Here is a 17291-nt window from a genome sequence, read left to right as displayed (position 1 = left end):
CAACCAAAATATAATGTCCCAGGAAAACGTATGCTAAGAAATATTAGTGTCAGAACGTTCATTGTCTATTTCCTTTTATGTGTATTTTTGGTAAGTGATGGAGTTATAGCGCTATTTTCACGAAATTCTTCGCTTTTTATTGCAGTCATAATTGTACAATTCATCGCCTTATTTTTACTCTGGGCGTACATGACCAAATATCTTGTGACGCCGATCAATACGGTGAAAAAAAGTATTGAAGAAGTGACGTCAGGCAAACTTGGCGTGTCGATACCTGAATTTGGCAACAATTGTGCGGGACGCCTGATCCCGGGGATTAATAGTCTCTCCAGCAACATTGCAACCCTGGTCCGTGAGATCCGCGCCTCCTCGCAAACCGCGATGACCCTGTCAGATCAACTCTCTTCACGCAGCGCGCAGCTTTCCGTCAAAACAGAACAGCAGTCAGCTTCGCTGGTGCAAACGGCAGCCAGCATGGAAGAGATGGCTGCAAGTACAAAAAATAATGCCGACAATACCCGTTTAGCCAGCGAGCAGGCGAATATCGCGACGTTACAGGCGCGTAAAGGCGGAGAATTAATGGGGCAGGTCGCGAACAATATGCAGTCGATTACCGACTGCGCCCAGCAAATGACAGAGATTATCTCGCTGATTGACGGTATCGCTTTTCAGACCAATATTCTGGCGCTTAACGCCGCCGTTGAAGCGGCAAGAGCGGGCGACCATGGTAAAGGGTTTTCTGTGGTCGCGGGTGAGGTGAGAAGCCTGGCGCATCGTAGCGCCGAAGCGGCAAAAAATATTAAGTCACTGATTGAAGTTACCAGCCATAACGTGACGCAGGGCGTTAACGTGGTCTCTGAAGCCGAAAAAAACATGCATGACATTGTTACCGGTTCGGGCAATGTCAGCAGACTGATGGATGAAATATCCGCCTCAACATCAGAACAGGAAAAAGGTATTTCACAAATTACGCAGGCATTGTCAGAGCTTGAACGCGTAACGCAGAGCAACGTGTCAATGGTTGAAGAACTCAATGGATCGTCAGATGTGCTGCGCAATCAGGTGATTGAGCTTCAGACACGAACACGTAATTTCCGTCTGGAAAATGAGTTCCAGACTGATAATGCATTAAAAAGCCGCGAATGGGCGGTGAATTCCTGAACGTATTCAGGACGATGCCTCACATAATTATTGCTTAACCCTCGGCGAAAGCTAGACTGACACCGAAAGAGATAAAACGGTGGAGGCGCTGTGGAGAGCATTAAAGGGTCTGAGGTTAACGTACCTGACGCAGTTTTTGCATGGGTGTTTGATGGACAAGGCGGCGCAAGGCCGCTTGAAGATCAGGATCACATCGACAGCGAACATCCATGCTGGCTGCACCTCAACTACACGCACCCGGACAGCGCCGAGTGGCTCGCGTCCACGCCGCTATTGCCCAACAACGTTCGGGATGCGCTGGCGGGAGAAAGTCTCAGACCCCGCGTCAGCCGGATGGGTGAGGGGACGCTAATTACGCTGCGTTGTATAAACGGCAGTACGGATGAGCGTCCGGATCAGTTGGTGGCAATGCGTGTTTATATGGATGAACGGCTGATTGTTTCCACCCGCCAGAGAAAAGTGCTGGCGCTGGATGACGTCATTAACGATCTGAAAGAGGGCACGGGGCCTACGGATTGCGGCAGCTGGCTGGTGGATGTGTGTGATGCGCTGACCGATCATGCCAGCGAGTTTATAGAAGAACTTCACGATAAAATCATCGATCTGGAAGATAACCTGCTCGATCAGCAAATCCCCCCACGTGGTTTTCTGGCGCTGCTGCGTAAGCAGCTCATCGTGATGCGCCGCTATATGACCCCTCAGCGCGACGTTTATGCGCGGCTGGCCAGCGAACGCATGAGCTGGATGAACGACGATCAACGCCGCAGAATGCAGGATATCGCTGACCGGCTCGGACGTGGACTGGACGAGATTGACTCATGTATTGCCAGAACGGCAGTCATGGCGGATGAGATAGCCCAGGTAATGCAGGAGTCGTTAGCCAGGAGAACGTACACCATGTCGCTGATGGCGATGGTCTTTTTACCGAGTACCTTCCTGACGGGGTTGTTTGGCGTAAACCTCGGAGGGATCCCCGGCGGTGAATATCACTATGGCTTCACCACGTTTTGCGTCATGTTAGTGGTTTTGATTGGGGGTGTTGCATGGTGGTTGCATCGTAGTAAATGGCTGTAAATTTACGCTTTTCTGAGGCAGAGTCGGCTTCAAAACGACATTTTAATTGAGCGAAGTCAATAAACTCCGACCATGTTAGGTGCAATATTACTCCCGCAGGTGAATGCAACGTCAAGCGATGGGCGTTGCGCTCCATATTGTCTTACTTCCTTTTTTTGATTTACTGCATAGCACAATTGATTCGTACGACGCCGACTTCATAGTCGGCTTTTTTTTTGCCTCCTGTTTATCTGCGTCTACCCTTTAGGGGTCAGCACCCTAATCTGGAGGAAAAGATGAGTATGCTACTTGCCCTGCAACGCCTCAACACCTGGCAGTCCGATCCGGTGCCCACCGATCCGACGCCGATACCCGATCCTGTCCCACGTCCGCAGCCGATGCCGGATCCGCCGCCCGATGAAGAACCGATTAAATTGTCGCATCGTTAGCGCAGATCTGCGAGGATACGCGCCATCTGACTGCAATCATTACCACGAGAGTATATTGTGACCGCTTTTTCCACGCTGAACGTTCTGCCTGAAGCCCAACTGACTAACCTGAATGAGTTGGGCTACCTCACTATGACCCCTGTCCAGGCCGCCGCGCTGCCGGCTATCCTTGAAGGCCGTGACGTGCGCGTGCAGGCGAAAACCGGCAGTGGAAAAACGGCTGCATTTGGGCTAGGCCTGTTACAACACATTGATGCAACCCTGTTTCAGACCCAGTCCCTGATACTCTGCCCGACGCGCGAGCTGGCCGACCAGGTCGCGGGTGAGCTGCGTCGTCTGGCGCGTTTTTTGCCTAACACTAAAATTTTAACGCTCTGCGGCGGGCAACCGTTCGGTGCGCAGCGCGATTCCCTTCAGCACGCGCCGCATATCATTGTGGCAACGCCGGGCCGTCTGCTCGATCACCTGCAAAAAGGCACCGTTTCACTCGATGCACTGCAAACGCTGGTGATGGATGAAGCTGACCGCATGCTGGATATGGGCTTCAGCGATGCGATTGACGAAGTGATCCGCTTTGCCCCAGCCACACGCCAGACGCTGCTCTTTTCTGCCACCTGGCCAGAGGCGATAGCGGCGATCAGCGGGCGCGTGCAGAAGAACCCGCTGACCATTGAAATCGATACTGTCGATGCGTTACCGGCGATTGAGCAGCAGTTCTTCGAGACATCGCAGCACGGCAAAATTCCACTGCTACAAAAATTGCTGAGCCAACACCAGCCAGCGTCCTGCGTGGTGTTCTGTAATACCAAAAAAGATTGTCAGGCGGTGTGCGATGCCCTGAATGATGCGGGACAGAGCGCATTATCGCTGCATGGCGATCTGGAACAGCGCGATCGCGATCAGACGCTGGTGCGTTTCGCTAACGGCAGCGCACGCGTGCTGGTTGCAACGGATGTGGCGGCCCGTGGCCTGGATATTAAATCGCTTGAGCTGGTGGTGAATTTCGAACTGGCATGGGATCCGGAAGTGCATGTCCACCGCATCGGGCGTACCGCGCGCGCAGGTAACAGTGGTCTCGCCATCAGCTTCTGCGCACCTGAAGAGGCGCAGCGCGCCAATATTCTTGCGGAAATGCTGCAACTGAAACTCAACTGGGTGAATACCCCTGGTAATATCAGCATCGCTCCGCTGGCGGCGGAAATGGCCACCCTGTGCATCGACGGCGGTAAAAAGGCCAAAATGCGTCCCGGTGACGTTCTGGGGGCGTTAACTGGGGATATCGGTCTCGACGGGGCAGATATTGGCAAGATCACGGTCCATCCTGCGCATGTCTACGTAGCGGTACGCCAGTCGGTTGCGCATAAGGCCTGGAAACAGTTGCAGGGCGGGAAGATTAAAGGGAAGACCTGCCGCGTTCGACTGCTGAAATAAGCTTAAAACGCGTCTCAGAAATGATATCTGAGACGCTCCCAGGTTACTTGACTTCTACCACGTTCAGGCGCAGTTCATCGAATTGCGCATCCTCTTCCTCTGGCTGCCACCCAGCAGGCTGCATCGGGATCTCTTCGCGGTCAAACGCCAGATCCCCGCCATTCACCACCTCTGAACCGTGGTTAATCCCTTTGAAATCGAACAGTTCAACGTCGGCCAGGTGCGAAGGCACCACGTTCTGCATGGCGCTGAACATGGTTTCGATGCGGCCCGGATAGCGTTTATCCCAGTCACGCAGCATGTCGCCAATGACCTGACGTTGCAGGTTCGGCTGTGAGCCGCACAGATTGCACGGAATGATAGGGAAGGCTTTGGCCTGGGAGAAACGCTCAATGTCTTTCTCGCGGCAGTAGGCGAGTGGGCGGATCACGATGTGTTTGCCGTCGTCGCTCATCAGCTTCGGTGGCATTCCCTTCATTTTGCCGCCATAGAACATATTCAGAAACAGCGTTTGCAGAATGTCGTCCCGGTGATGACCAAGCGCAATCTTGGTGGCGCCCAGTTCGGTTGCGGTGCGGTACAGAATGCCGCGACGCAAACGTGAGCAGAGCGAGCAGGTCGTTTTGCCCTCTGGGATCTTCTCTTTAACAATGCCGTAGGTATTCTCTTCTACGATTTTGTACTCAACGCCCAGGTTCTCAAGGTACTCCGGCAGGATATGTTCCGGGAAGCCGGGCTGTTTCTGATCGAGGTTAACCGCGACCAGGGAAAAGTTCACCGGTGCGCTTTGCTGTAGATTGCGCAGGATCTCCAGCATGGTGTAGCTGTCTTTACCGCCCGACAGGCAGACCATGATGCGATCGCCTTCTTCAATCATGTTGAAGTCTGCAATGGCTTCGCCCACGTTACGGCGCAGTCGCTTTTGCAGTTTATTCAGGTTGTACTGTTCTTTCTTGTTAATTTCTTGATTTTGTTGCATCTATTCGTTACTCAGATCTCAAATGGGGCACAGGGTGAGGAAAACGATTTCAAAGCGTCAGCTTCGTGTTCATCTCTTCTATCCATGTAGCATAGATTTCATACACCATCTGCGCATTTACGTGCCCCATCTGGTTAGCGATAAAAGACGGGTTTGCGGCTACCGGTAAAAACCAGCATGCGAAAGTGTGTCGTGTATGGTACGGATTGCAGCGCCGAATGCCAGCACGATTTACAAATGAGCTCCACAGGAGAAGTTTGGTTAAGACTGAAGGGTTGTCTACACTTACAGCTTACGCAGTAAAAACGGAGGTGAAAATGACTGACCGTCCCGTTAATGGTGACCATCCTGATTATAATCCCAGCCCGGATAACCCGGAAAAGGATGGAAGAAAAGCGAAAGATGATCCTGGCTCAGCGCCTGAATCAGGCGATAAAGATCCAGAGTAATGACCTGCCGCCTTTTCGAAGGCGGTTTTAACACCCATTCGGCCTCTCTACGCGCACCGCTATTCATGTTGTCCTCATCAACGTTGTCTGATAACCGCTCAGCACCCCTCCTGTTTTGCCTGGCGAACAGCTGAGATAAAGCACGGATCTCATTCCCGCGTACCAGCGCGTTTTACATTTCTCCTGCTACGCTTTTGAGGGGGACAAGGGAGCGCTTCTATGAAAAATAAAGACGAGCAGACAGGATTAGTTGGGCTGGCGATTGGTGCCGCCGTTATCGGGCTGGTTTCATCCCAGAAGATCATCAACCGTGAAAGTATTGTCGCTGAGCTGGTAAGGCTCGGCAGGCAGAAGGGGGATGGTGTCGAAGATGAGGTCTTTTTAAAAGCGGCTGAGTTAGTGAGAAAAGGAGTATAACGATGGCTGACATTCGTCATGCACAGTGTCATTGTGGGGCGGTGAAATTTACGGTTGAGCTGACGGACGGCCTGAATACCGCACGTCGATGTAGCTGCTCGTTTTGCAGGATGCGTGGGGCGGTAGTGGTTTCAGCGCCTTTGACGGGCATTAAGGTGACGCAGGGCGCGGACACGCTCACAGAGTACCGTTTCAACACCGGCATGGCGCGCCATTTCTTCTGTTCGATTTGCGGTATTTACACGTTCCATCAACGACGTTCCAATCCCAATGAATATGGTGTGAATGTTGCCTGTCTGGAAAATGTCACGCCATTCGACTTCCCGGAAGTGGTGGTAATGGATGGAGTTAATCACCCTATGGATGGCGACAGCGGAGTATTTGGCTATCTCTCTTTCCGCAAAGAACAGGCGAAACAGCGATAAAAATTAGCCCGCAGATCGCTGCGGGCTAACGGGATTAGAACTGGTAAACCAGACCTAACGCTACAATGTCATCCGTACCGATGCCATTGTTTTTGTAGAACGAATCATCTTCATCCAGCAGGTTGATTTTATAATCAACATAGGTGGACATGTTTTTGTTGAAATAGTAGGTAGCACCGACGTCAGCGTATTTCACCAGATCTTTATCGTCCTGGCCATTGCCCAGGTCTTTACCTTTGGACTGTAAATAGGAAATAGCCGGACGCAGACCGAAATCGAACTGATATTGTGCGGTGACTTCGAAGTTCTGGGTTTTGTTTGCCACGGTGTTTTCGTCATGAGCATCACCGTAAGGCGTCATATTACGTGTTTCGGAATACATCGCCGCCAGATAGATGTTGTTTGCATCGTATTTCAGACCAGCAGTCCATGCATCCGCTTTATCACCACCCGCAGTGGTATGCATTTCCTGATCGTTGGTACGGTCAGATGACGCATATGCCGCGCCCGCGCTGAAGCCCATGCCAAAATCATAAGTCGCGGACAGACCATAACCGTCGCCATTCTCATGACGTACATCGCGGCCGTTATTGGTGCCTTCCTGATTGTTGCTGGCATCTTCATTATTACCCTGATACTGCACCGCGAAGTTCAGACCCTGCACCAGACCAAAGAAGTCGGTGTTACGGTAGGTAGCCACGCCGTTTGCACGACCGGTCATAAAGTTATCGGCATAAGTATAAGAGTCGCCACCAAATTCTGGCAGCATATCGGTCCAGCCTTCAACGTCGTACAGGACGCCATAGTTACGGCCGTAATCGAAGGAGCCGTAATCGCCCACCTTCACACCCGCGAAGGCCAGACGCGTCCAGGACTGATTGTCAGAACCTTCGGTGTTGTTTGCCTGAATGTTGTATTCCCATTGTGCGAAGCCGGTCATCATGTCGTTGATTTGGGTTTCACCTTTGAAGCCCAGTCGCATATAGGTTTGATCGCCATCTTTAGACGCGTCGTCAGAGAAATAATGCAGACCATCTACTTTGCCATACAGATCCAGTTTATTGCCGTCTTTATTATAAATTTCAGCTGCGTGAGCGGCGCCAGCCATTAACAAAGCGGGGATCATCAGTGCCAGTACTTTTCTTTGCATTTTGATTATTCCTTTGCAGTTATTTTTTTATTACTTCGTGAACTTTCCGGGCTGGAAAGCTGTCCCATGCTAAATCACTCTGACGGCGGATGAATAAAATATAATTGTTACGGGTTAAGTAAAATCTAAACTAAATGATGCGGTAGAAATAACGATTAATGCCATGAATGAATTATTATAATCAATACAAAATAAAAATTATTAATTACGTGGAAAACAAGGTAACCTCCACGCCGTTATATGCCTTTAAGATTTTTTCATCCATAATTCCCGTGAATATTGTTCAGAACATTGAGGCAATTTTCACCGATCTTCTGGATTCGCCCGGTGCACGTGCATCGGGCTTTTTTTGGCAAAAAAATGCCCGGACATGCCGGGCATACAGGTTATTCGCTGGTCGATTTTTCGGCTTTCCCCGCCAGTTGCGCCAGGAAGTCATAACGCTTCTGTAGATCCGCTGCCGCATCCTTCCATAGCTGCTCTGCCACTTCTGGCTGTTGAGCGTTCAGCCTGCGGAAACGCTGCTCCTGAAGTAAGGTTTCGGCAAGGGCGTCTGACGGCGGACGCGAATCCAGCGCCAGCGGCAATTTCCCTTCATCGGCACGGCGCGGGTCGAAGCGGTACAGTGGCCAGAAGCCGGTTGCGGTGAGCTGACGCATCTGGTCGTGGCTGAGCGCCAGATCGTAGCCATGCTCCTCACACGGACTGTAGGCGATAATCAGCGACGGCCCTGGATACGCTTCCGCTTCCTGAATGGCTTTCACCGTCTGGTTGAGCTGCGCCCCCAGCGAAATCTGCGCGACGTAGACGTGTCCATACATCATCATGCTGACGCCCAAATCTTTACGCGCCTTGCGCTTGCCGTGCTCACCAAATTTCGTGACCGCCCCCAATGGCGTTGCTTTCGAGGCCTGTCCGCCGGTGTTGGAATAGCACTGAGTATCGAGCACCAAAATATTGACGTTTTCGGTCAGGCTCAGGACATGGTCAAGACCACCGAAACCAATATCGTAGGCCCACCCGTCGCCGCCGATCAGCCAGACAGATTTTTCAACCAGCGCGTCAGCATCAGTGAGGAGTTGTTCAGCCCCTTCAACACCCTGAAGCGCGTTGCGCAGTTCAGCAACCTGCGCGCGACGAACGTCAGGTGTGGCCTCCGCATGCAGGGCATCATTCAGTTCTGCCGGGATCTTATCGGCAAACTGTGCCAGCAGACGCATTACGCGGGCGCGGTGCTGATCGACCGTCAGACGGAATCCCAGACCAAATTCTGCGTTGTCCTCGAAAAGCGAGTTTGCCCACGCCGGGCCGCGACCGTTCGCGTCGGTGGTGTATGGCGTGGACGGCAGGTTACCCCCGTAGATCGACGAGCAGCCCGTCGCGTTGGCAATCAGCATTCGGTCACCGTAAAGCTGAGTGAGCAGTTTGATATACGGTGTTTCGCCGCAGCCGGAGCACGCCCCGGAGTACTCGAAGAGCGGGGTGATGAGCTGCGAGGTACGAATGTCAATGCGTTCCAGCTTGTTGCGATCGATTTCGGGCAGGTCGAGGAAGAAATCATAATTCACTTTCTCTTCTTCAACATGTTCAAGACGCGACATCATATTGATGGCTTTGATTGACGGGTCCTGACGATCTTTCGCCGGGCACACCTCGACGCACAGGTTACAGCCGGTACAGTCTTCCGGCGCCACCTGTAGGACATATTTCTGACCACGCATATCGCGGGATTTTACATCCAGCGAGTGCAAACTTTCCGGCGCGCCATCTAACGCTTCTGGCGACACCACTTTGGCGCGAATGGCCGAGTGCGGGCAGGCCGCCACGCAGTGGTTGCATTGGGTGCACAGCTCTTCTTTCCAGATAGGGATCGCTTCGGCAATGTTGCGTTTTTCCCAGCGGGTCGTGCCCATCGGCCAGGTTCCGTCAGGCGGAAGCGCAGAGACGGGAAGGGTGTCGCCCAGTCCGGCAAGCATCGCCGCCGTGACGGTTTTGACGAAATCCGGGGCGGCGTCAGACACCACTGGCGGCCGGTTCGGACTGCTGGCATTGACCGGCTTCAACGGCACCGCGAACAGCGATTCGCGGGCCAGCGCCAGCGCCTGCCAGTTGCGCTCAACCAGTTCCTGACCTTTGCTGCTGTAGCTTTTTGCGATCGCCCCCTGAAGCTCCATCAGCGCGCTGTCGCCCGGCAGAATATTGGTCAGGTGGAAGAACGCCATCTGCATAACCGTATTGATGCGCGCCGCCAGGCCGCATTCGCGGGCGATCTTCGCGGCGTTAATGACATACAGGCGCGCCTGTTTCTGGTTAAGCACCGCCTGCACTTCCTGGGGCAGGCGTGCCCAGACCTCGTCGGCGCTGTAAGGGGTGTTGATCAGGAAAATACCGCCGGGCTTCAGGCGCTCGGCCATCTGATATTTATCAATGAACTGAAGCTGGTGACAGCCAACAAAATCTGCCTGAGAAATCAGGTATGCCGAACGGATCGGGTGTTCGCTGACGCGCAGGTGGGAGACGGTCAGTCCGCCCGCTTTTTTGGAGTCGTAGACGAAATACCCTTGCGCATACCACGGCGTAGAGTTGCCGATAATTTTGATGTTGTTCTTGGTTGCCGAGACGCTGCCGTCGCTACCCAGACCGTAGAACAGCGCTTCCAGTTTCGCAGTCGAGGGCAGGGTGTTTTCCGGCAAGGGCAGAGAAAGGTTAGTCACGTCATCATAAATGCCGACCGTAAAGCGCGGCTTCGGTTTTGCCTCGCGGAGTTCAGCAAATACCGCCAGGACGCACTCCGGTCCGAACTCTTTGGAAGACAATCCATAACGCCCGCCAATGACGCGCGGCAGCGTTTCGCGCTCACCGCGGTTAAACGCCTCAGCCAGAGCGGTCATCACATCCAGATAAAGTGGCTCAGCCTGTGCGCCAGGCTCTTTGGTGCGGTCCAGTACCGCCACTGCACGCGCGCTGTCCGGCAGGGCTGCGAGCAGGTGTTTCGCTGAGAAGGGACGGTAGAGGCGAACTTTGAGCACGCCAACTTTTTCACCACGCGTCAATAGCTCATCAACCACCTCTTCACAGGTGCCGATGGCAGAGCCCATCAGGACGATCACGCGCTCGGCCTGCGGATGACCGTAATATTCAAACGGCTTATATGCGCGGCCCGTCGCAGCGGCAAAATCGTCCATCGCCTGTTCAACGTGCTCATAGACCGCGTTGTACCACGGGTTTGTCGCCTCGCGGGACTGGAAATAGGTATCCGGGTTCGCAGAGGTACCCCGGATCACCGGATGTTCCGGATTGAGGGCGCGAGCGCGATGCGCATCGATGTCAGCCTGCGGCAGCAGATTAAGAATGGTGTCGTCCGGCAGCGGAACGATTTTATTGATCTCGTGGGACGTGCGAAAACCATCGAAGAAATGAATAAATGGCACTCGGCTTTTCAGCGTGGCGATATGCGAAATCAGCGCGAAGTCCTGCGCTTCCTGCACGCTGCTGGCGCAGAGCATAGCGCAGCCGGTCTGACGCACGGCCATCACATCTGAGTGGTCGCCAAAAATAGAGAGAGCGTGAGTGGCTACGGTGCGTGCGGCAACGTGCAACACAAACGGCGTTAATTGCCCAGCCAGCTTGTAAAGCGTGGGGATCATCAACAGCAGCCCCTGAGACGACGTGAACGAGGTCGACAGGGCACCGGTCTGCAACGCACCATGCACGGTGGCAATGGCACCGGCTTCGGACTGCATCTCTACAACCCGCGGGACATCGCCCCAGACGTTTTTTATCCCATTACCAGCCCAGGCGTCAGCCTGTTCAGCCATGGTGGAGCTGGGCGTGATGGGGTAGATGGCGATCACTTCGCTGGTACGAAACGCAACAGACGCGACTGCACCATTGCCGTCAATAGTTTGCATAGGACAACACCCTTACATTGCGCAAAAAGAGGGGCCTGTAAAACGACGACAGACCCTGAATATTATCTGTGTATTTTAGCAAAGCTCAGGTTTTACGATTTTCGCTTTTGTGTCCTTGGTATGCGCTGTATCAATGACTCGATGGCTATTCGCGTTAAAAAATTGCGAGAAATTGTTACCAGGGCGCATAAATACGCACATCCGCTCTCGACGATGCGGCGCGTGATGCCTATTATGCATAGGTTTCGCGTTAATTATGGGGAGGAAGGTATGCGTTCAGCATTTTGGGTCGGATGTGCCGCGTTACTGTTGTCGGCATGCAGCAATGAACCTGTACAGCAGGCGACAGCGGCACACGTTACGCCGGGTATGCGAGCGGCGATGTCCAGTTCAGGTCAGGCCAACTGCGCAATGATCGGCGGTTCACTCTCCGTTGCCCGTCAGCTCGACGGCTCCGCCATCGGCATGTGCGCATTGCCAAATGGCAAACGCTGTAGTGAGCAGTCGCTTGCCGTAGGTTCGTGCGGAAGTTACTGAGTTATTCGACTCGCTTAAACATCAATGTTTTATTGGCTGTCGCCAGCGTTAACTGGTCTTCGGTCAGGTCTACCTGTGCGCCTGTGCGTAGCATATCGGCGATGGTCTGATCCAGTTCATTTAGCTGCGGCTCGGTGCAGAGTTTCCGCGTCATTGCCAGCGTTTTGACCGTCAACTCTCCTTCGGACAGTTTCCCCTGGCCGTTGAAGCCGTTGCACATTGTGCCGGAGACGACAATGTTGTTAATCAGGCTGATATTGGGTTGCGCACTGAAGCGAATTTCAGGCTGCGTTTTCCCGCCTTTAACCGCTTTGCCATCCACATTTTCCAGAACGAAACGATGATTCTCTAGCTGTTCGGTCTGAACGGAGGCTTTACCAGGATTAACGCATCCAGCCAGTGCGAGGCTGATTAAACTTACTGCCGCGAGCTTTTTCATTTTTTTTCTCAAACTATCAATACCGTAAATATTTTTTCAGTGTAACCATACCCTCCTGGGTGTTAATGGGGTTTATCTGAAAGTGCGGGAAGGGACCGGGCGGCGGCGCACCCGGTCAGTGAGTTAGTGCGATTTAAATCCGGCTGCGGTCATCAGCATTTTAAAGAGCATACTTACGCAGGCCAGCGCCAGAACGCTGCCGCCCCAGATGATGGCAAGCCACATCAAACGTTTCCATACAGGTTGTTGCATCAGTGATAACCCTCCCCATGCTGTACTTTTCCGCGAAAAACGTAATAACTCCAGAAGGTGTAGACCAGAATCACGGGAATGATCAACAGTGCACCCACTAACATAAAGCCCTGGCTTTGGGCTGGCGCAGCGGCCTGCCAGAGGGTAATGTCCGGCGGGATAATATGCGGCCAGATGCTGATCCCAAGCCCGCTAAAGCCAAGAAAAACCAGCCCTAATGTCATAATAAACGGCAGAGTATGGCTCGCAGGATCGTTCAGGCAGCGCCACTGGCACAGACTCAGGATCGCAACCAGCGCAGGCACGGGCAGCAGATAAAACAGATTCGGCAGCGTAAACCAGCGCGCAGCAATAGCTGGTTGGGCGAGAGGGGTCCAGATACTGATTACTGCAATGAATACCAGAATCAGGAGCAGAAGCACTTTCGATACCTGACGCATCCGCTGTTGCAGGGCATTTTCGCTTTTCATTACCAGCCACGTTGAACCTAGCAGCGCGTAAGCCACTACAAGACCCGCACCGCAGAAAAAATTGAACGCGGTAAACCAGTCAAACGGACCACCGCTGTAAGCGCGACCAGTGACGCTGAACCCATGGATGACCGCGCCGACGGTGATGCCCTGGCTAAAGGTCGCCACAATTGATCCGCCAATAAAGGCCTTATCCCAGAACGGGCGGTGCGCCGGAGTGGCCTTGAAGCGAAATTCGAAGGCGACGCCACGAAATATAAGCCCGATCAGCATTATTGTCAGTGGAATGGTTAGCGCGTCGATGATAACCGCATAGGCGAGAGGAAAGGCGCCAAACAGGGCCGCACCGCCAAGTACCAGCCAGGTTTCGTTGCCATCCCAGACGGGAGCCACGCTATTGACCATCACGTCGCGGTCGTCCGCATTCGGCGTTGCCGGAAACAGGATGCCTATCCCCAAATCAAAACCGTCCATCACGATATACATCAACGTGGCGAAAACGATAATCACGAACCAGATAATGGAAAGATCGATACCCATTACGGTTACTCCTTAAATTCAGTGGTTACGGCAGAAAGCGGACGAGCAGGGCGGCCATCGGATTCAGTCGCGAAGGATCCATGGTGCTGCGGCCCTTTTTTAATCAGACGCACCATATAGCTGTAACCCACGCCGAATACCGCGGTATAAACCACGAAGAAGGCCAGCAAACTGACGCTCATGTGCAGATCGCCATGCGCGGAAACCGCATCCTTTGTACGCTGTAGACCATAGACGACCCAGGGCTGGCGGCCGACCTCCGTTGTTACCCATCCGGCGAGGATCGCGATCAGCCCGGACGGCCCCATCAGCAGGGCAAACCACAGGAAGGAACGTGAGGTATAAAGGCGCTGTTTATAACGCAGCCAGATTGCCGTCACGCCCAGGAGCAGCATCAACATTCCCAGGCCGGCCATGATGCGGAAAGACCAGAAGACAATGGTGGCGTTCGGGCGATCTTCTTTTGGGAACTCCTTCAATGCCGGAACCTGTTTATCGAGACTGTGGGTCAGGATCAGGCTGCCGAGAGCGGGAATTTCCAGGCCAAAACGGGTCCGTTCCTGCTCCATATCCGGCCAGCCAAACAGCAGCAGTGGAGTAGGCTCACCCGGCGGATTCTCCCAGTGGCCTTCAATGGCGGCTATTTTCGCTGGCTGGTGTTTTAAGGTATTAAGCCCGTGCATATCCCCCACCAGCGCCTGGACGGGGGCCACGATCAACGTCATCCACAACGCCATGGAGAACATGGTGCGAATAGCGGGCGTATTGTTTCCGCGCAGCAAATGCCAGGCCGCGGAGGCACCGACAAACAGCGCGCTGCTGAGAAATGCCGCTATCGACATGTGCAGAAGGCGGTAAGGGAAGGAGGGGTTAAACACCACGGCAAACCAGTCCACCGGAACGACCTGACCGTTGATGATTTCATACCCTTGCGGTGTCTGCATCCAGCTGTTTGACGAGAGGATCCAGAACGTAGACATGAGGGTCCCCAGTGCGACCATGCAGGTCGAAAAGAAGTGCAGCCCCGGCCCGACCTTATTCCAGCCAAACAACATTACTCCGAGAAACCCCGCCTCAAGGAAGAACGCGGTAAGCACTTCATAGGTCAACAGGGGGCCGGTAATACTGCCCGCGAACTGGGAAAACCCACTCCAGTTAGTGCCAAACTGATAAGCCATCACCAGGCCAGAGACCACGCCCATCCCAAAGTTGACGGCGAAGATCTTCGACCAGAAATGGTACAGCGAGCGCCAGACGGGATTTTTTGTTTTCAGCCACAGCCCTTCCAGCACGGCGAGATAGCTCGCCAGGCCAATGGTTATCGCCGGAAAAATAATATGAAAGGATACGGTAAAGGCGAACTGTATTCGCGCAAGATGAAACGCATCTAAACCAAACATGCACTGCCTCAATGTTAAACGGTGTACTGTTATGATAGAGAGGCGGCAAATGAGATATCAGAAGCAGAATTTGATAAATTTTCTATAACAGTTGTGGGAAAAGCTGAATTTTATCTGGCTGATATAGTTAACAAGGAAGAATAAAAAATTTCTTTTTATGATTTTTACGCATTAAACAGCTTGCTTTGTCGCCAGCAACATGCGTTAATGGATTTCTGGTTTTGAATCCAAATAAATATCTGACGTAGTTTTATAAAGCAGTTCTCATCACGTTGTGCCTCTCCGCAGCCTCTCTTGGGTCTTTATCTACATTCCGATTAGTTTTGTATCGAACCATTTTTTGCCTGATCGGCTCATGAGTAATTTACGTTTTTACGTTCAAAGGAGAATCCTATGACTTCTTATATCCATTTCCGCTGCCCATGCTGTCATGGCTCGCAGTACCGCACCTCAGCTTTTGATGTGTCTGACAAAAATCCGTTCGGCGCGAAATGCATTTTCTGCAAATCGTCGATGATCACGCTCGACCACCTGGCCGCAGCGCGTTCTGCTCAGAATCACATTACAGAGTACCGCAAGTAATCTGCCGCGTTTCCTATAACAGTTAGCAAAATCTTCTCTTTTTCTCCTGCTGATATACACTGTCAGCAATAAGGAGAATCTGATGAAAAAATACCAGCGTCTGGCGCAACAAATTATCTGGCAGATTGAGCTTGGCGTATGGTTGCCGGGCGATAAGCTGCCTTCTCTGCGAGAGCAGGTGGCAAGCAGCGGCATGAGTTTTATGACCGTGGGCCACGCGTATCAGATGCTGGAAAGTCAGGGGCGCATTGTTGCCAGACCGCAGTCAGGCTATTACGTTGCCGCCCGCCCGATCACACACCAGCCTGCACCGCCCGCGCAGGTGATGCGCGATGAAGTGGTCGACATCAACACCTATATTTTCGACGTGCTACAGGCCAGCCGCGACCCCTCCGTTGTCCCTTTTGCCTCGGCGTTTCCCGATCCGCGCCTTTTCCCGCTTCAGCAACTCAACCGATCGCTGGCTAACGTCAGCAAAACGGCTACCGCCATGAGCGTGATCGAAAACCTGCCGCCGGGTAACGTCGACTTACGTCATGCCATTGCCCGTCGCTACGCTCAGCAGGGAATGAATATCTCCCCGGATGAAATTGTGATCACCGCGGGCGCGCTTGAGGCGCTTAACCTCAGTTTGCAGGCTGTGACTGAACCAGGGGACTGGGTTATCGTTGAAAACCCCTGTTTTTATGGCGCACTCCAGGCGCTTGAACGTCTGAAACTGAAAGCGCTGTCGGTTGCCACTGATGTGCGTGAGGGCATCGATCTCAGTGCCCTTGAGCAGGCGTTAAATGATTATCCGGTGAAAGCCTGCTGGCTGATGACCAACAGTCAGAACCCGCTCGGCTTCACGCTGAGTGCAGAGAAGAAAGCTCAGCTGGTTGCCTTACTCACCCGGCATAACGTCACGCTGATTGAAGACGATGTTTACAGCGAACTCTACTTTGGCCGTGAAAAGCCGCTTCCGGCAAAGGCCTGGGATAAGCAGGATATGACGTTGCACTGCTCCTCATTCTCCAAGTGTCTGGTGGCCGGTTTCCGTATTGGCTGGGTGGCGGCGGGAAAACATGCGCGCCGTATTCAGCAGTTGCAGCTGATGAGTACGTTATCCACCAGCTCTCCCATGCAGCTGGCGCTGGTGGATTACCTGGCGACCAAACGTTACGACGCCCACCTTCGTCGCCTGCGACGCACGCTTGCTGAACGCAAACAGCAGGCCTGGCAATCGCTTTTGCGTCATATGCCTGCCGGCGTCAAAATCCATCATAACGACAGCGGCTACTTTTTATGGCTGGAACTGCCTGAACAGCTGGATGCGGGGCGGTTGAGTGAGAAGGCGTTAACCCATCAAATCAGCATTGCGCCCGGCAAGATGTTTTCCACCTCCAATATCTGGACACCGTTTTTCCGTTTCAATACCTCATGGGGCTGGGGCGAGCGGGAGGAGCAGGCGGTCGTCCAGCTGGCGGGGTTAATCCGCGAAATGATGCTGCACCCAGTCACACCTTGATGAAAATTCCTGAAGCGACATGACGCGCGGTCTACCTTTAGTAAGGGAGCGCGGATTGGTAACGTGACGTTGTCACGTTTCTGCCCGCCAGAACGTGTGCTGACAGCGAAAACAATGTCGATTTCAACAGGACGATGCT

17 protein-coding genes and 1 pseudogene are annotated in these 17291 nt (G+C 53.2%); 10 read left to right on the top strand and 8 right to left on the bottom strand.

The window, feature by feature from the left end:
• The first annotated feature begins 30 nt into the window (after positions 1 to 30).
• From SK50_RS14180 to dbpA, 4 genes are all read left to right on the top strand, one after another.
• On the top strand, positions 31 to 1161 hold the full coding sequence (locus SK50_RS14180) for a methyl-accepting chemotaxis protein (protein WP_023303809.1): 1131 nt from the start codon (positions 31 to 33) through the stop codon (positions 1159 to 1161).
• Positions 1162 to 1251: 90 nt separating this feature from the next.
• Positions 1252 to 2235, top strand: coding sequence for a zinc transporter ZntB (gene zntB / locus SK50_RS14175; protein WP_017382256.1), 984 nt, complete (start codon positions 1252 to 1254; stop codon positions 2233 to 2235).
• A gap of 281 nt (positions 2236 to 2516) precedes the next feature.
• Complete coding sequence (locus SK50_RS23900; protein ID WP_275427718.1) at positions 2517 to 2663, top strand: proline-rich small protein YnaL; 147 nt, start codon at positions 2517 to 2519, stop codon at positions 2661 to 2663.
• Positions 2664 to 2720: 57 nt separating this feature from the next.
• Positions 2721 to 4094 (top strand): ATP-dependent RNA helicase DbpA, encoded by a 1374-nt coding sequence (gene dbpA / locus SK50_RS14170; RefSeq protein ID WP_017382257.1) that lies wholly within the window; start codon positions 2721 to 2723, stop codon positions 4092 to 4094.
• A gap of 43 nt (positions 4095 to 4137) precedes the next feature.
• Here the strand turns inward: dbpA and ttcA are convergent, their stop codons facing one another.
• Together ttcA and SK50_RS23325 are read right to left on the bottom strand one after the other, a co-directional pair.
• Positions 4138 to 5073, bottom strand: a complete 936-nt coding sequence (gene ttcA / locus SK50_RS14165) for a tRNA 2-thiocytidine(32) synthetase TtcA (RefSeq protein ID WP_001186974.1) — start codon at positions 5071 to 5073, stop codon at positions 4138 to 4140.
• Between the two features lie 49 nt (positions 5074 to 5122).
• Positions 5123 to 5320: pseudogene (locus SK50_RS23325) on the bottom strand (tyrosine-type recombinase/integrase); the annotation flags it as partial.
• Between the two features lie 70 nt (positions 5321 to 5390).
• On the opposite strand from SK50_RS23325, the gene SK50_RS24170 reads away from it, so the two are divergent.
• From SK50_RS24170 to SK50_RS14155, 3 genes are all read left to right on the top strand, one after another.
• On the top strand, positions 5391 to 5522 hold the full coding sequence (locus SK50_RS24170) for a hypothetical protein (protein WP_255248861.1): 132 nt from the start codon (positions 5391 to 5393) through the stop codon (positions 5520 to 5522).
• 219 nt (positions 5523 to 5741) lie between these two features.
• On the top strand, positions 5742 to 5939 hold the full coding sequence (locus SK50_RS14160) for a hypothetical protein (RefSeq protein WP_000790642.1): 198 nt from the start codon (positions 5742 to 5744) through the stop codon (positions 5937 to 5939).
• A 2-nt stretch (positions 5940 to 5941) separates the two neighbouring features.
• Positions 5942 to 6364, top strand: coding sequence for a GFA family protein (locus tag SK50_RS14155; RefSeq protein ID WP_045339865.1), 423 nt, complete (start codon positions 5942 to 5944; stop codon positions 6362 to 6364).
• 34 nt (positions 6365 to 6398) lie between these two features.
• Here the strand turns inward: SK50_RS14155 and ompC are convergent, their stop codons facing one another.
• Together ompC and nifJ are read right to left on the bottom strand one after the other, a co-directional pair.
• Complete coding sequence (gene ompC / locus SK50_RS14150) at positions 6399 to 7514, bottom strand: porin OmpC (protein WP_045339863.1); 1116 nt, start codon at positions 7512 to 7514, stop codon at positions 6399 to 6401.
• Positions 7515 to 7900: 386 nt separating this feature from the next.
• The gene (nifJ, locus tag SK50_RS14145) at positions 7901 to 11425 is read right to left on the bottom strand and encodes a pyruvate:ferredoxin (flavodoxin) oxidoreductase (protein WP_045345112.1); all 3525 of its coding nucleotides are present in this window, start codon (positions 11423 to 11425) and stop codon (positions 7901 to 7903) included.
• 270 nt (positions 11426 to 11695) lie between these two features.
• On the opposite strand from nifJ, the gene SK50_RS14140 reads away from it, so the two are divergent.
• A complete protein-coding gene (locus SK50_RS14140; RefSeq protein WP_003856935.1) occupies positions 11696 to 11962 on the top strand; it encodes a putative hemolysin in 267 nt (88 codons plus the stop codon).
• Between the two features lies 1 nt (position 11963).
• Here the strand turns inward: SK50_RS14140 and hslJ are convergent, their stop codons facing one another.
• The 4 genes from hslJ to SK50_RS14120 all read right to left on the bottom strand — a co-directional run bounded on the left by hslJ (position 11964) and on the right by SK50_RS14120 (position 15063).
• Positions 11964 to 12401, bottom strand: a complete 438-nt coding sequence (gene hslJ, locus SK50_RS14135; RefSeq protein WP_015570436.1) for a heat shock protein HslJ — start codon at positions 12399 to 12401, stop codon at positions 11964 to 11966.
• 123 nt (positions 12402 to 12524) lie between these two features.
• Positions 12525 to 12653, bottom strand: coding sequence for a DUF2474 domain-containing protein (locus tag SK50_RS14130; RefSeq protein WP_017382264.1), 129 nt, complete (start codon positions 12651 to 12653; stop codon positions 12525 to 12527).
• A complete protein-coding gene (gene cydB, locus SK50_RS14125; RefSeq protein WP_045345113.1) occupies positions 12653 to 13663 on the bottom strand; it encodes a cytochrome d ubiquinol oxidase subunit II in 1011 nt (336 codons plus the stop codon). The genes SK50_RS14130 and cydB overlap by 1 nt, the downstream gene beginning before the upstream one ends.
• Before the next feature lie 5 nt (positions 13664 to 13668).
• Positions 13669 to 15063, bottom strand: a complete 1395-nt coding sequence (locus SK50_RS14120) for a cytochrome ubiquinol oxidase subunit I (RefSeq protein WP_032671196.1) — start codon at positions 15061 to 15063, stop codon at positions 13669 to 13671.
• A gap of 393 nt (positions 15064 to 15456) precedes the next feature.
• Here SK50_RS14120 and SK50_RS14115 point away from each other — a divergent pair, with 393 nt between their 5' ends.
• Positions 15457 to 15645, top strand: coding sequence for a cold shock small protein YmcF (locus SK50_RS14115; protein ID WP_017693360.1), 189 nt, complete (start codon positions 15457 to 15459; stop codon positions 15643 to 15645).
• 82 nt (positions 15646 to 15727) lie between these two features.
• Positions 15728 to 17152 (top strand): aminotransferase-like domain-containing protein, encoded by a 1425-nt coding sequence (locus SK50_RS14110; protein WP_048229567.1) that lies wholly within the window; start codon positions 15728 to 15730, stop codon positions 17150 to 17152.
• Positions 17153 to 17291: the final 139 nt, after the last annotated feature.

The organism is Enterobacter sp. BWH64 (assembly GCF_001037645.1).
Lineage (GTDB): Bacteria > Pseudomonadota > Gammaproteobacteria > Enterobacterales > Enterobacteriaceae > Enterobacter > Enterobacter hormaechei_C.
This window is presented reverse-complemented; position numbering and strand designations above follow the sequence as displayed.